Origin of the sequence: Phaeobacter gallaeciensis DSM 26640 (assembly GCF_000511385.1) — a bacterium.
In the GTDB taxonomy this organism is placed as follows: Bacteria; Pseudomonadota; Alphaproteobacteria; order Rhodobacterales; family Rhodobacteraceae; genus Phaeobacter; species Phaeobacter gallaeciensis.
This window is the reverse complement of sequence record NC_023137.1, coordinates 2,555,094-2,568,340: the sequence shown is the minus strand read 5'-3', so window position 1 is coordinate 2,568,340 and position 13,247 is coordinate 2,555,094. Positions and strand designations below refer to the sequence as shown.

The window sequence follows — 13,247 nt, the reverse complement described above, 5'->3', positions numbered from 1 at the left end:
AATTGTATCTTGGCTGGGTCGGGATCGGATCCACATTGGCCTGGCAACAGACTTACGGTGACCTATCGAGTTTTCAATTCTATTAACCGGTAAGCTATTTTGACGATTTTCTAAGCTTAAACTATTGAAGATTTTCGGAGTTTATGCAGTTGACTTGCTGTCAACGAGGGTGGAACAGACTGTGAACGCCCTCTTTTCGCCGGGATTGAAACGCGCTAATGTCGCGCCCATGAGCAGTTTTGACGATATCGACCCCTATGAGGGGATCTCGCTGTCCGCGCGCGCCATGGCTGCGCGGCCGATGCCCTATCTCGACGGGTTGAACCCGGCACAGCGGGCCGCAGTTGAATGCCTGGAGGGGCCTGTGCTGATGCTGGCAGGGGCCGGCACCGGCAAGACGAAGGCGCTGACTGCGCGCATCGTGCATCTTCTGACCACGGGCACCGCCAAACCGAACGAGATCCTCGCCGTGACCTTTACCAATAAGGCCGCACGCGAGATGAAAGAGCGGGTTGCAGGCATGTTGGGGCAGGCGGTTGAGGGGATGCCCTGGCTTGGCACTTTCCACTCCATCTGCGTGAAACTGCTGCGCCGCCATGCGGAACTGGTCGGCCTCAAATCCAATTTCACCATTCTGGATACTGATGATCAGATCCGCCTGCTGAAACAGCTGATCAAGGCTGAAGGCATTGATGACAAACGCTGGCCTGCGCGCATGCTGGCAGGCGTCATTGACGATTGGAAAAACCGGGCGCTGACGCCGTCTAAGGTGCCGGTCTCCGATGCCAGCGCCTACAACCATCGCGGCGTGGATTTCTACGCCCAGTATCAGGCGCGGCTAAAGGATCTGAACGCGGTCGATTTTGGCGACCTGCTGCTGCATATGGTCACCATCTTTCAGGATAACCCGGATGTACTGGAGCAGTACCAACGCTGGTTCCGCTTCATCATGGTGGACGAATATCAGGATACCAATGTGGCGCAGTATCTCTGGCTGCGGTTGCTGGCGGGCGCGCATAAGAACATCTGCTGCGTCGGTGACGATGATCAGTCGATCTATGGCTGGCGCGGCGCGGAGGTCGGCAATATCCTGCGGTTTGAAAAGGATTTCCCCGGCGCCAATGTGGTGCGTCTGGAACAGAACTACCGCTCGACCGAACATATTCTCAGCGCCGCCTCCGGTGTGATCCGTGGCAATTCCGGTCGTCTGGGCAAGGAACTGTGGACCGAGGCGCGCGGTGGCGAGAAGGTGCGCCTGATCGGTCATTGGGATGGCGAGGAAGAGGCCCGCTGGATCGGCGAGGAGATCGAGGCGATGCAGCGCGGTACCCGTGGTCTGGCGCCGGTTGACCTCAACAATATGGCGATTCTGGTCCGGGCCTCCCATCAGATGCGCGCCTTTGAGGATCGGTTCCTGACGATTGGCCTGCCGTACCGGGTCATTGGTGGTCCGCGCTTTTATGAGCGACTCGAAATTCGCGATGCCATGGCCTATTTCCGGCTGGTGGTCAGTGTTGACGATGACCTGGCTTTTGAGCGGATCGTTAACACGCCGAAGCGCGGCCTTGGCGACAAGGCGCAGCAGACCATTCAGACCATGGCGCGCAGCAATGGCGTCTCCCTGGTAGAAGGCGCGCGGCTTGCGGTCGAATCCGGCCAGATCAAGGGCAAGGGTGGCAATGCGCTGCGCCAGCTGGTCACTGACCTTGCCCGCTGGGGGCGTCTGGCGGGCGACGCCGATATGACCCATATGGAGCTGGCCGAAACCATTCTGGATGAAAGCGGCTACACCAGCATGTGGCAGACCGACAAAAACCCGGATTCGCCGGGGCGTCTGGAAAACCTCAAGGAACTGGTGAAAGCGCTGGAGGCGTTTGAAAACCTGCAAGGCTTCCTCGAACATGTCAGTCTGATCATGGATAATGACAAACAGGACGCCGCCCAAAAGGTGTCGATCATGACGCTGCACGCCGCCAAAGGGTTGGAATTTCCGGCCGTGTTCCTGCCGGGGTGGGAGGATGGCCTGTTCCCGTCGCAGCGCTCCATGGACGAAAGCGGCCTGAAGGGCCTCGAGGAGGAGCGCCGTCTGGCCTATGTCGGCATCACACGGGCCGAGGAAATCTGCACCATCTCCTTTGCCGGCAACCGCCGTGTCTTCGGGCAATGGCAATCACAGCTGCCGTCGCGGTTTATCGATGAGCTGCCGGAAGAACATGTCGAGGTGCTGACCCCGCCCGGTCTTTATGGTGGCGGCTACGGGGCTGCGGCCCCCGGCGGCGGCGGTGGGGCGGTGCGCTCCACGATCGAGGATCGCATGGCGGCCGCCGACGGGTATAACTCACCCGGCTGGAAGCGCATGCAGTCCCGCGCCGGTGAGCGTGGTCTGTCACAGCCCAAGGAAAGTAAATCCAGCGTCATTGATCTCACCGCGACATCCGCCTTCATGGTCGGGGAGCGGGTGTTTCATCAGAAATTTGGCTATGGCGCGATCAGCGGCATAGAGGGGGACAAGCTGGAGGTTGATTTCGAGAAGGCTGGCACCAAGAAAGTCGTGGCCCGCTTTGTCACCGCAGCAGAGGATGTCCCCTTTTAACCCGGTCATTTGGGGCGCCGTTACAGCCATAGGGCACACATATATGTCGCCCTCAGGAGTGGGCTGACTAGCAGATCAGGCGTCGACACTCTGTCGGCGCCCTTTTTGCGTCCGGTGATCAGTGGAAGGGACTGCGGCGTAGAGCATCAGGCACAAAAAACGGCGGTGCCAGGGAGGAGGAGGGCACCGCCGTTCTGTGCAACACCATACCATCAGGGAGGAGGAGGCATGGTGTATCAGGATCCGGCTATAACGCCGGTATAGGGTGCGGTGACATCAGGGAGGAGGAGGATGTCACCGCGATTACAGGCCCTCAAGGGAGGAGGAGAAGAGAGCCTGAACTCTTTATTTCGTGCCGTAAGCGGCCTCATAGGCAACGCTGCGCAGCATGGAGCGGCTCAGCCCCAGATCCGCCAGCTCGCGACCAGAGAGCGTCGACAGCTCATTGATGGTCTGGCGGTACAGGCGGTAGCGTGCAATCTTGCCTTTCAGTTCGTCAAACACGGCGCGCGGGCTGAAGGCCAGAGCGCCTTTACGGGTTGTCATATTATCAACAGCGGCCATCGGTGTTGTCCTTAACGTCTATGTGTGTGTCTGGCCGTTCCCGGCCTCGCTTGACCCCATAAATATGATAATGCTGCGAGCGCACAATCCCTGAAAGGGGCATTTCTGCTATGCAGCAAATGCATGGGTTTCCTAAGGGAAACGGGGTTGATCCTGCTGAGTTATGCATCATGGAGGGGCCGGGCGCTGAAAAATCGGGCGAGGAATGAACCAGCGCGCCGTGGCATCTTTCGGAATCGGCTCTGCCTGACAGCGCAATGTGGCCTTGGGCTTGGTCGCCGCAGGTCTTATATGGCTGGAAACCATGAGGAGACCGGCCATGCCCCCCACCCAGGAAGAGATTCGCGACGCCCTTGCGCGGCTGCAGCTGCCCGATGGCGGCACGCTGGTCTCGCGCGACATGCTGCGCGCGGTGATGGTTGATGGCGGGCGGGTCAGTTTCGTGATCGAGGCCCCCAATCCGCAGATCGCCGCTCAGATGGAGCCGCTGCGCCGCGCGGCTGAGGCCACTGTTCTGGCCTTGCCGGGGGTAGACAGTGTCTCTGCGGCACTGACCGCCCATGCTGATGCGGCAGCCAAACCGGCACCGACCCTGAAGCTGGGCGGTCATCCAAAACCGCAACAGGGGCCGCTGAAACCCAGCGGTGTCAAACGCATCCTCGCGGTCGGTTCCGGCAAGGGCGGCGTGGGCAAATCCACAGTCAGCGCCAATCTCGCCGTGGCCCTGACGCGGCAGGGCCGCAAGGTGGGGCTGCTGGATGCGGATATATATGGACCGAGCCAGCCGCGCATGATGGGCGCCAGTGGCCGCCCCGCCAGCCCCGACGGCAAAGTCATTGAACCGTTGCATGCCCATGGCGTCACCTTGATGTCGATTGGGTTTATGGTGGATGAAGCCAAGGCCGTGGTCTGGCGCGGCCCGATGCTGATGGGCGCGTTGCAGCAGATGCTGGGGCAGGTGAACTGGGGTGAACTCGACGTGCTGATCGTGGATCTTCCACCCGGCACCGGCGATGTGCAGCTGACCCTCTGCACCAAGGCAGAACTGTCCGGTGCCATCGTGGTCTCCACGCCGCAGGATGTGGCGCTCCTGGATGCGCGCAAAGCGCTCGACATGTTCAACACTCTCAAGACCCCCGTCCTGGGTCTCATTGAGAATATGTCCTTCTTTGCCTGCCCGGACTGCGGTGGCGAGCACCACATCTTCGGTCATGGTGGCGTCGCGGCTGAGGCTGAGCGCCTTGGCGTGCCGTTGTTGGGGGCGTTGCCGATTGATCTAGAGACCCGGTTGGCGGGCGACAATGGTACGCCCATTGCAGCCGGTGAGGGGCCCATAGCGCAGGCCTATGCCAAAATGGCCGAAGGGCTGATCCGGGGCGGTATGGCCTGACACTGTACCTGACCGCCCAGCGACCGGCCTGCCGAAGGCCGGTTTCACCCGCAAGTCTTTTTGTCGGGTCTCACATCAGCCCGATCGTCGGGCTGGCGTTGGGCGCTCATGGGTTGTCTGGGAAATTATGGGAGCCATGGGAATTCATGGGGCCTGTGGGAGTTTATGGGCGAGCGTGAGCACGCTTAGCCACCGCTGTTCCGAATCACTGTGCCCTCACGGTGTGGTTATTCGGTGATATCGGCCAAATCAGGCCGTTTTGAATGTCCGGCACGGATAGAGTTGCGCGAACGGAGAGGGAACGCATTGTTTCTTCAGGTGCGCTTCCAAAATTTTTGGGAAATCATGGTACTTTTTTGGAGTGCAAAATTGCACCTATATGTAGTGGGTTTTGCGCTATCTTAATCTACTTCTGGGGATATCATCGATTCTTGTCCGTAGAATCGGCGCGGCATTATCGATATGCGGCAGGAGGGTCTATAAAAAACAGTTGTCGCCCATGTATTCCCATAGTATCCCTAATTCATCGAATGAGACGAAGAGCAGGGGCACCAAACGACCCCAACCAAGACTACTAAGAAGCAGGTTTCATACAGGCCTTCGCTTTCATCGAAAATAGAGAGATCCGGCGCGCGAGCGAGCAGACATCCCCCCAGGTGGCGCGCGCAGTCGGACACCCCGCATGTCGGGATTAGGGAGGCGGGTTGATCAGTGGCAGCAGATCAGCCCGCCCCTTTTGCTTCTGGGGGTAGCTTCGGCACGAGGGACGCTGAAAAAGGGACGATAGATTGGGCCGTAGGTTCAGAGGTGAAAGCCACCACAAGGTGGATACAAAGGGGCGGGTCTCGATTCCGGCCTCCTTTCGCCGTGTTCTGGAAGCGGGCGATCCCAACTGGCAATCCGGCAGCAACCCCGAACTGGTCATCGTCTATGGCGACCAGCGCCGCAATTTCCTGGAATGTTACACGATGGAGGCGATCGAGGAAGTAGACGCCAAAATCGATGCCTTGCCGCGAGGCTCAATGCCGCGCAAAATGTTGCAGCGCATGTTCCATGGTCAGTCCTTCCCGACAAATGTGGATGAGACCGGGCGCCTGGTGCTGCCTGCCAAACTGCGCAACAAGATCGATCTGGAGGCTGAGGCATTCTTCATTGCCGCTGGCGATACCTTCCAGATCTGGAAGCCTGAAACCTATGAAGAGGAAGAGCTGGCGAAATCTGAGGAGTGGATGGATGATCTGCCTGAGGACTTCGACCCGATGGAACTCCTCGACGGCGCCGGAGGCGCTTGATCCATGACAACGGACCGCCCAACCTCAACCGGTCCTCACGTACCGGTTCTTCTGCGTCCGCTGTTGAAAGCGGTGGCGCCGGTCACCGGGCGCTGGCTTGATGGCACCTTCGGGGCCGGGGGCTACAGCCGTGGCCTGCTGGAGGCGGGCGCGGATCATGTCATTGGCGTTGACCGCGATCCGCTGGCCTTTGAAATGGCCGAAGGCTGGATCGGCGATTACGCGGGCCGCCTGAGCCTGCAACAGGGTGTTTTCTCCCGTATGGATGACTATGCGCAGGATCTCGATGGCGTGGTGCTAGACCTTGGCGTCTCCTCCATGCAGCTGGATCTGGCCGAACGCGGTTTTTCTTTCATGCGCGATGGACCGCTGGATATGCGGATGTCGCAGGATGGCCCCTCAGCCGCCGATCTGGTTGCGGAGCTGGACGAGGCCGCTCTGGCGGATATCCTGTTCCTCTTTGGAGAGGAACGCGCCAGCCGCCGTATCGCCCGCGCCATCGTGAAGGCCCGCACTGAGGCGCCGATCACCACCACGCTGCAACTGGCTGGCATCATCGAGGGTTGCCTGCCGCGCTCCAAACCCGGTCAGTCACACCCCGCCACCCGCAGCTTCCAGGGGCTGCGCATCGCGGTGAACGCCGAATATGAAGAGCTGTTCGAGGGGCTTCTGGCGGCGGAACGCGCGCTGAAGCCCGGTGGGCTGTTGGCCGTGGTCACCTTCCATTCCATTGAAGACCGGATGGTTAAGCGCTTCTTCCAGCATCGTGCGGGTAAGACAGGCCGCGCCAATCGCTACGCGCCTGAGGTAGAGGAAACCCCCTCGCAATTCACACTGGTCACCCGCAAGGCGGTGGGCCCGGATGATGAGGAACTGGCCGAAAACCCGCGCTCCCGCTCCGCCCGTCTGCGGGTCGGACGCCGCACCGAGGCGGCGCCGATTGCGATTAGCGCCAAAGATATCGGCATGCCCCAACTGAAGCAGGCACAGGGGAGAGACAAACGCTCATGAAGACGCTGCTTTATATCGCCACCTGCCTGGCTGTCTTTGGGTTGGCGTTCTGGGCTTACCGCGAGAATTACACCACCCAGCAGGTGCTGAAGGAGACCCGCAGCCTGCAACGCCAGATCGGTGCGTCGCAGGTCCGGCTCAGTGTGTTGCGCGCCGAATGGGCCTATCTTAACCGCCCGGACCGGCTGCGCGAACTGGCGGAGCTGAACTTTGATCGTCTCAGCCTGCTGCCGCTGCGCCCGGAACAATTTGGCCGTGTGGATGAGGTCGCCTATCCCCCGCAGGAGGATGAGCTGCTGGATTTCACCAACGGGGTTGAGGTCTCCTCACTCGGCGCCAATGGACAGACCGCAACAGGGACGCAGCCATGATCCGCACGCCACTGCGCCCCTTGGCCCGGATCCTGACCGCGCGCGCGCGGGGGGAGAACCCGGACGCCATTGAACGGGAAAACCTGCGCCAGCGCCATGCGGAGATGCAGACACAATCCCGCCAGCGCGCTGAGGGGCGCCTGCTGGTGCTGGGCATGTTTTTCCTCTGTGCCTTCACCGCGATTGGTGCGCGTATGGCGACGCTGGCCACCTCCGAACCGGTCGAGCCAGTCGCCAGCGCGCCGGGCAGCGCCATCGCCATGCAACGCGCCGATATCGTCGACCGCAAAGGCCGCATTCTGGCGACCAACTTCGAAACCCATTCGCTCTATGCCCAACCGCCGCAGATGGTGGACCCGGAAGGGGCCGCGCAGCGTCTGGTTGAAATCTTCCCCGATCTGGAGCTGGAGCGGCTGGTCAGTGACTTCACCGGTAAGCGTAAGTTTGTCTGGATCAAGAAGAAAATCAGCCCCGAGCAGAAACAGGCGGTGCATGATATCGGTGATCCCGGCCTGCTGTTTGGCCCCCGCGAGATGCGGCTTTATCCCAATGGCAGCGTCGCGGCGCATGTGCTGGGTGGGGCCGGTTTCGGCAAGGAAGGCGTCAGCGCCGCCGAGGTGATCGGCGTGGCAGGTGTCGAGAAGCAGTTTGACGATTACCTGCGCGATCCGGCCAACGGTGGGCGTCCCCTTCAATTGTCGCTGGACCTCACGGTACAGGCTGCCTCCGAACGGGTGCTCTATGGTGGCATGAAGCTGATGAACGCCAAGGGGGCGACCTCGATCCTGATGGACGTCCACACCGGCGAGGTGATCTCCGTCGTGTCGCTGCCGGATTTCGATCCCAATGATCGCCCGCGTCCGCCCACCTCCGGCTTTGATCCCTCCACAAGCCCGCTGTTCAACCGCGCGGTGCAGGGGGTCTATGAACTCGGCTCGACCTTCAAGATTTTCACGGCAGCACAGGCGGTTAATCTGGGGATTGTAAATTCGGAGACCATTATCGACACCTCCGGTCCAATGCGGATCGGACGTTTCCCGATTGGTGAGTTTCACAACAAGAACTACGGCAAGCTGAGTGTTGCTGACATTATCGTCAACAGCTCCAACCGGGGCACCGGGCGTCTGGCCTTGCAGATCGGCGCGCAGCGTCAGCAGGATTTCCTGCGCGCGATGGGCATGTTCGAACCCACCCCGATTGAGATCGCCGAGGCGGCAGGCGGCAAACCGCTGAAACCCCGCAAATGGGGGGAGCTGAGCACGGTCACGATTTCCTATGGGCATGGGCTGTCCACCAGCCCGATGCATTTGGCGGCGGGCTATGCGGCGATTGCCAATGGTGGCCAATATGTCGCTCCGACCATCCTGCGCCAGAAGGGACCACAACTGGGCCACAGGGTCATGTCACCGGAGGCCGCAAGCCAGGCCCGCGCCATGCTGCGCAAGGTGGTGACCAGCGGGACCGCCAGCTTTGGCGAGGTGCCCGGCTATCAGGTGGGCGGCAAAACCGGCACCGCTGACAAGCCCAAACCCCGTGGCGGTTACTACGAGAGCAAGGTCATCGCCACCTTTGCTGCCATGTTCCCGGCCCATGATCCCAAATATGTACTGGTGGTGACGCTGGATGAACCCTCTGTCATCGCTCATGGTGAGGAGCGCCGTACCGCAGGCTGGACAGCCGTGCCTGTCGCGGGTGAAATGATCGGTCGCGTGGCGCCGCTTTTGGGGCTCAGGCCACAAGTTGAACCCGATGGGCTTGCTGCTATAACGCTCACCTCAAACTGAACAGGTGGGGTTGCTATGAGCACCATTGAAAACCGTCCTCTGAGCCAGCTGGGTCTGACCGCCCGTGGTGGGGTTGATCCGATGATCCATGGCATCGCCGTGGACAGTCGCAAGGTCACCGAAGGCGGGCTGTTTGCGGCCCTTCCGGGCAGTCAGGTGCATGGGGCGAAATTCACACCGGCCGCGCTTGGCAATGGGGCGGCGGCGATCCTGACCGATGCAGCCGGGGCGCAGATCGTGGCGGAGCTGTTGCGCGAGTCGACCGTGGCGCTGGTGGTGGTCGAAGATCCGCGTCAGGCGCTGGCCTATGCGGCCGCCCTGTGGTTCGGTGCGCAGCCGGAAACCATGGTGGCGGTTACCGGCACCAATGGGAAGACTTCGGTAGCGAGCTTTGTGCGTCAGATCTGGGTCGAACTGGGCCATAAGGCGGTGAACCTTGGCACCACCGGCGTGGAAGGCGTCTGGAGCCACCCGCTCAATCACACCACACCGGAACCGGTCACCCTGCATGATGCGCTGTCGCAGGCGGCGGTTGCGGGGGTCACCCATGCCGCGATGGAGGCCTCGTCTCACGGGCTGGATCAGCGGCGTCTGGACGGCGTGCATCTGGCTGCCGCAGGGTTCACCAATTTCACCCAGGATCATCTTGATTATCACGAGAGTTTCGAGGCCTATTTTTCCGCCAAGGCAGGTTTGTTTCGCCGGGTGCTGCCAGATGATGGCGTTGCGGTGATCAATCTCGACGATCCGCGCGGTGCGGAAATGCGCGCAGTTGCCGCCGCACGCGGGCAGGAGGTGATCTCCGTTGGGCGTGGTGTGGGTGATCTGAGCCTTGTGGGTGCCCGCTATGATGCCTCCGGGCAGGACATGCGCTTCACCTGGCACGACAAACCCTATCAGGCGCGGCTGAACCTCATCGGGGGTTTCCAGGCGGAAAACATTCTGCTGGCCTGCGGTCTGGTGATTGCCAGCGGCGAGGATCCGCAGGCGGTGTTTGAGACGCTGCCGCATCTTCAGACTGTGCGGGGGCGGATGCAACTGGCGGCCACGCGGGAAAACGGCGCGACGGTCTTTGTCGATTATGCCCATACCCCCGATGCGGTGGCCACGGCGATCAGGGCGCTGCGCCCGCATGTGCTGGGCCGCTTGGTGGCCATTGTCGGCGCGGGGGGGGACCGTGATGCCGCCAAACGCCCGCTGATGGGGCAGGCGGCGCAGGATAACGCCGATCTGGTGATCGTCACCGACGACAACCCCCGCAGTGAGGATCCGGCGGTGATCCGCGCGGCCGTCAAAGGCGGTGCGCCGGACGCAAAGGAGGTCGGCGACCGGGCTGAGGCGATCCTGCGCGGCGTTGATGCGCTGGGGGCGGGCGATGCCCTGCTGATCTGCGGCAAGGGACATGAGACCGGTCAGATTGTCGGTAGTGATGTTCTGCCTTTTGACGATGTGGAACAGGCCAGCATGGCCGTCGCAGCGCTTGACGGGAGGCTGGTATGAGCCTTTGGACAGCTGAGGAGGCCGCCGCCGCCACCGGTGGTCAGGCCATTGGCAACTGGCAGGTGAACGGTATTTCCATCGACACCCGCAGCATCGCCAAGGGCGATTTGTTTGTGGCGCTAAAGGCCGCGCGTGATGGCCATGACTTTGTGGCGCAAGCTCTGGAGAAAGGCGCCGGTGCCGCGCTGGTCTCGCGCAGGCCCGAGGGCATCGCCGAGGATGCGCCGCTGTTGCTGGTTGACGATGTGCAGACCGGGCTCGAGGCCCTGGGCCGGGCAGGCCGCGCGCGGACAGATGCGCGAGTGATTGCGGTCACCGGCTCTGTGGGGAAGACCTCAACCAAGGAAATGCTGGCCCGGATGCTGTCCGATCAGGGCCGTACCCATGCGGCGGTGGCTAGCTACAACAACCATTGGGGCGTGCCGCTGACATTGGCGCGGATGCCGCGTGACACTGAATTTGCCGTGATCGAGATCGGCATGAACCATCCCGGTGAAATCAGCCCTCTGGCAAAACAGGCGTGTCCGCATGTGGCGATGGTGACAACGGTGGCGCCTGTGCATCTTGAGGCTTTTGACGGCATTGAAGGCATCGCTGCGGAGAAGGCCGCTATCATGGAGGGGCTTGAACCCGATGGTGTCGCGGTTCTGAACGCCGATATTGACGAGGCGCTGATCCTGCAATCGGTCGCGCAGGGTAAGGCGGGCGAAGTGCTCTGGTTTGGCACCGGCGAGGGGCCGATTGCGCCTGCGTGGCGGCTGACCGCAACGACCCTGCGTGGCGATGAGACCGAGGCTGACGTCACGCTGCCGGATGGACAGACGCATCGTCTGCATATCCAGTCGCTTGGCGCCCATTTTGCCATGAACGCGCTTGGGGCGCTGGCTTGTCTCGCGGCGCTGAAACTGGATCTGACCAAGGCGGTGCAGAGCCTGTCGCTCTGGTCGCCGGTCACCGGTCGGGGGGCGCGGGAAACAGTGTCGCTGGGCGAAGGTAAGGGCGAGATCCTGCTGCTGGATGATAGCTACAACGCCAACCCCACGTCTGTGGCTGCGGCGCTGACGGTGCTGGCGGCAACCCCCTGCGAAGGACGCCGCATCGCCTATCTTGGCGATATGAAGGAACTCGGCCCGCAGGAGGTTGAGTTGCATGCAGCGCTGGCTGAGCTGCCGGCAATGGCAGATCTGGATGCGGTGCATTGCATTGGTCCCTTGATGGGCACGCTCCATGCAGCGCTGCCAGAGGACAAACGCGGCGAGCACTATGCCACCAGCGCCGAGGTGCAGCCGGATCTGGCGGGTCAGATCGGTGCGGGGGACGTGGTGCTGGCCAAGGGGTCGCTCAGCATGGCATTGGCCAAGATCGTTGACGGCATCCGTGAATTGAGTCATGGCGACACCACTTTCTGAACTTTGATGAACTGAGGACCGGCTGACATGCTCTATTGGTTAACCGCGCTGTCGGATGGGGGGGATCTCTTCAACCTCTTCCGCTACATCACCTTCCGCGCGGGCGGGGCGTTTCTGACGGCGCTTCTGTTTGGGTTCCTGTTTGGGCCACCGCTGATCAACGTGCTGCGCCGCAAGCAGGGCAAGGGCCAGCCGATCCGCGATGACGGACCTGAGGGGCATCTGGCGAAGGCCGGCACCCCGACGATGGGGGGCTTGCTGATTGTCGGCGCGCTGGTAACCGCGACGCTTTTGTGGGCGCGTTGGGACAATCCCTTTGTCTGGTTGGTGCTGTTTGTGACGCTGTCCTTTGCGCTGATCGGTTTCGCGGATGATTATGCCAAGGTGTCCAAACAGAACACTGCGGGCGTGCCGGGCAAGCTGCGGCTGGCGCTGGGGATCACTATCGCGGTGATCGCCGCCCTCTGGGCCTCGGCCTATCATCCGGTGGAGTTGCAGAACCAGCTGGCGCTGCCGGTCTTCAAGGATACGTTGATCAATCTCGGCCTGTTCTATGTGCCGTTTTCGATCTGCGTGATCGTCGGTGCGGCCAATGCGGTGAACCTGACTGATGGTCTGGATGGTCTGGCGATTATGCCGGTGATGATTGCCACCTCCACGCTGGGCGTGATCGCCTATGCGGTGGGGCGCGTTGACTTCACCGAATATCTGGATGTGCATTACGTTCCCGGCACCGGCGAAATCCTGATCTTCGCCGCTGCGCTGTTTGGCGGTGGTCTGGGCTTCCTGTGGTACAACGCTCCGCCAGCAGCGGTATTCATGGGGGATACCGGCTCATTGGCGCTGGGTGGCGCACTAGGGGCCATCGCGGTGGTCACCAAACACGAACTGGTGCTGGCGATTGTTGGCGGCCTCTTTGTGGTGGAGGCGCTGTCGGTGATCATTCAGGTGCTTTATTTTAAACGCACCGGCAAGCGGGTGTTCCTGATGGCCCCGATCCATCACCACTACGAGAAAAAAGGCTGGGCGGAGCCGACCATCGTGATCCGCTTCTGGATCATCTCGCTGATCCTCGCGATGATTGGTCTGGCGACCCTGAAAGTGCGCTAAGTCACACCGGATTGCCGCCGCGCAGGCTATTTTGCGGGGCGGGTGATCCGGTCTGGTCTGATATATGGAACCGCTCGGGGCAGGGATGCCTTGGGCGGTTTTTCAGTGCGAAGAAGGCGGCGCCGCCGGAGAGGCGGAGGGTGGATGACCTTTGCTAGGGATCATCTCCGTCTGTCGGCCTGTGCGGATCCCCCGCAGCCTTGGTGGGACTGGGAATGGGGGA

At 61.5% G+C, this 13,247-nt stretch carries 10 protein-coding genes; 9 read left to right on the top strand and 1 reads right to left on the bottom strand.

Going from position 1 to position 13,247, the window contains the following annotated elements; all coding sequences use genetic code 11:
- Nucleotides 1-229 precede the first annotated feature (229 nt).
- The gene (locus GAL_RS12445) at nucleotides 230-2,593 is read left to right on the top strand and encodes an ATP-dependent helicase (protein WP_040104081.1); all 2,364 of its coding nucleotides are present in this window, start codon (nucleotides 230-232) and stop codon (nucleotides 2,591-2,593) included.
- Nucleotides 2,594-2,938: 345 nt separating this feature from the next.
- Here GAL_RS12445 and GAL_RS12440 read toward each other — a convergent pair whose 3' ends face one another.
- Complete coding sequence (locus tag GAL_RS12440) at nucleotides 2,939-3,157, bottom strand: DUF1127 domain-containing protein (RefSeq protein WP_024097929.1); 219 nt, start codon at nucleotides 3,155-3,157, stop codon at nucleotides 2,939-2,941.
- A gap of 319 nt (nucleotides 3,158-3,476) precedes the next feature.
- On the opposite strand from GAL_RS12440, the gene GAL_RS12435 reads away from it, so the two are divergent.
- The 8 genes from GAL_RS12435 to mraY all read left to right on the top strand — a co-directional run bounded on the left by GAL_RS12435 (nucleotide 3,477) and on the right by mraY (nucleotide 13,024).
- Nucleotides 3,477-4,547 carry an Mrp/NBP35 family ATP-binding protein gene (locus GAL_RS12435; protein WP_024097928.1) on the top strand — a complete coding sequence of 357 codons (1,071 nt, stop codon included), beginning with the start codon at nucleotides 3,477-3,479 and terminating at the stop codon, nucleotides 4,545-4,547.
- A gap of 788 nt (nucleotides 4,548-5,335) precedes the next feature.
- Complete coding sequence (mraZ, locus tag GAL_RS12430; RefSeq protein ID WP_024097927.1) at nucleotides 5,336-5,839, top strand: division/cell wall cluster transcriptional repressor MraZ; 504 nt, start codon at nucleotides 5,336-5,338, stop codon at nucleotides 5,837-5,839.
- Nucleotides 5,840-5,842: 3 nt separating this feature from the next.
- The gene (gene rsmH, locus GAL_RS12425; protein WP_024097926.1) at nucleotides 5,843-6,850 is read left to right on the top strand and encodes a 16S rRNA (cytosine(1402)-N(4))-methyltransferase RsmH; all 1,008 of its coding nucleotides are present in this window, start codon (nucleotides 5,843-5,845) and stop codon (nucleotides 6,848-6,850) included.
- On the top strand, nucleotides 6,847-7,221 hold the full coding sequence (gene ftsL, locus GAL_RS12420; protein WP_014874069.1) for a cell division protein FtsL: 375 nt from the start codon (nucleotides 6,847-6,849) through the stop codon (nucleotides 7,219-7,221). Before rsmH ends, ftsL begins: the two co-directional genes overlap by 4 nt.
- Nucleotides 7,218-9,005, top strand: coding sequence for a peptidoglycan D,D-transpeptidase FtsI family protein (locus tag GAL_RS12415; RefSeq protein ID WP_024097925.1), 1,788 nt, complete (start codon nucleotides 7,218-7,220; stop codon nucleotides 9,003-9,005). The genes ftsL and GAL_RS12415 overlap by 4 nt, the downstream gene beginning before the upstream one ends.
- 15 nt (nucleotides 9,006-9,020) lie before the next feature.
- On the top strand, nucleotides 9,021-10,505 hold the full coding sequence (locus tag GAL_RS12410; RefSeq protein WP_024097924.1) for a UDP-N-acetylmuramoyl-L-alanyl-D-glutamate--2,6-diaminopimelate ligase: 1,485 nt from the start codon (nucleotides 9,021-9,023) through the stop codon (nucleotides 10,503-10,505).
- Nucleotides 10,502-11,914, top strand: coding sequence for a UDP-N-acetylmuramoyl-tripeptide--D-alanyl-D-alanine ligase (locus tag GAL_RS12405; RefSeq protein WP_024097923.1), 1,413 nt, complete (start codon nucleotides 10,502-10,504; stop codon nucleotides 11,912-11,914). The genes GAL_RS12410 and GAL_RS12405 overlap by 4 nt, the downstream gene beginning before the upstream one ends.
- A 27-nt stretch (nucleotides 11,915-11,941) precedes the next feature.
- Nucleotides 11,942-13,024, top strand: a complete 1,083-nt coding sequence (mraY, locus tag GAL_RS12400; RefSeq protein ID WP_024097922.1) for a phospho-N-acetylmuramoyl-pentapeptide-transferase — start codon at nucleotides 11,942-11,944, stop codon at nucleotides 13,022-13,024.
- Nucleotides 13,025-13,247 lie beyond the last annotated feature (223 nt).

What these genes read in the sequence shown, in the direction of transcription:
- GAL_RS12415 (WP_024097925.1), top strand. Translation starts at nt 7,218, where the DNA reads ATGATCCGCACGCCACTGCGCCCCTTGGCCCGGATCCTGACCGCGCGC.
- GAL_RS12440 (WP_024097929.1), bottom strand. Translation starts at nt 3,157, where the DNA reads ATGGCCGCTGTTGATAATATGACAACCCGTAAAGGCGCTCTGGCCTTC.
- GAL_RS12435 (WP_024097928.1), top strand. Translation starts at nt 3,477, where the DNA reads ATGCCCCCCACCCAGGAAGAGATTCGCGACGCCCTTGCGCGGCTGCAG.
- mraY (WP_024097922.1), top strand. Translation starts at nt 11,942, where the DNA reads ATGCTCTATTGGTTAACCGCGCTGTCGGATGGGGGGGATCTCTTCAAC.
- GAL_RS12405 (WP_024097923.1), top strand. Translation starts at nt 10,502, where the DNA reads ATGAGCCTTTGGACAGCTGAGGAGGCCGCCGCCGCCACCGGTGGTCAG.
- rsmH (WP_024097926.1), top strand. Translation starts at nt 5,843, where the DNA reads ATGACAACGGACCGCCCAACCTCAACCGGTCCTCACGTACCGGTTCTT.
- GAL_RS12445 (WP_040104081.1), top strand. Translation starts at nt 230, where the DNA reads ATGAGCAGTTTTGACGATATCGACCCCTATGAGGGGATCTCGCTGTCC.
- ftsL (WP_014874069.1), top strand. Translation starts at nt 6,847, where the DNA reads ATGAAGACGCTGCTTTATATCGCCACCTGCCTGGCTGTCTTTGGGTTG.
- GAL_RS12410 (WP_024097924.1), top strand. Translation starts at nt 9,021, where the DNA reads ATGAGCACCATTGAAAACCGTCCTCTGAGCCAGCTGGGTCTGACCGCC.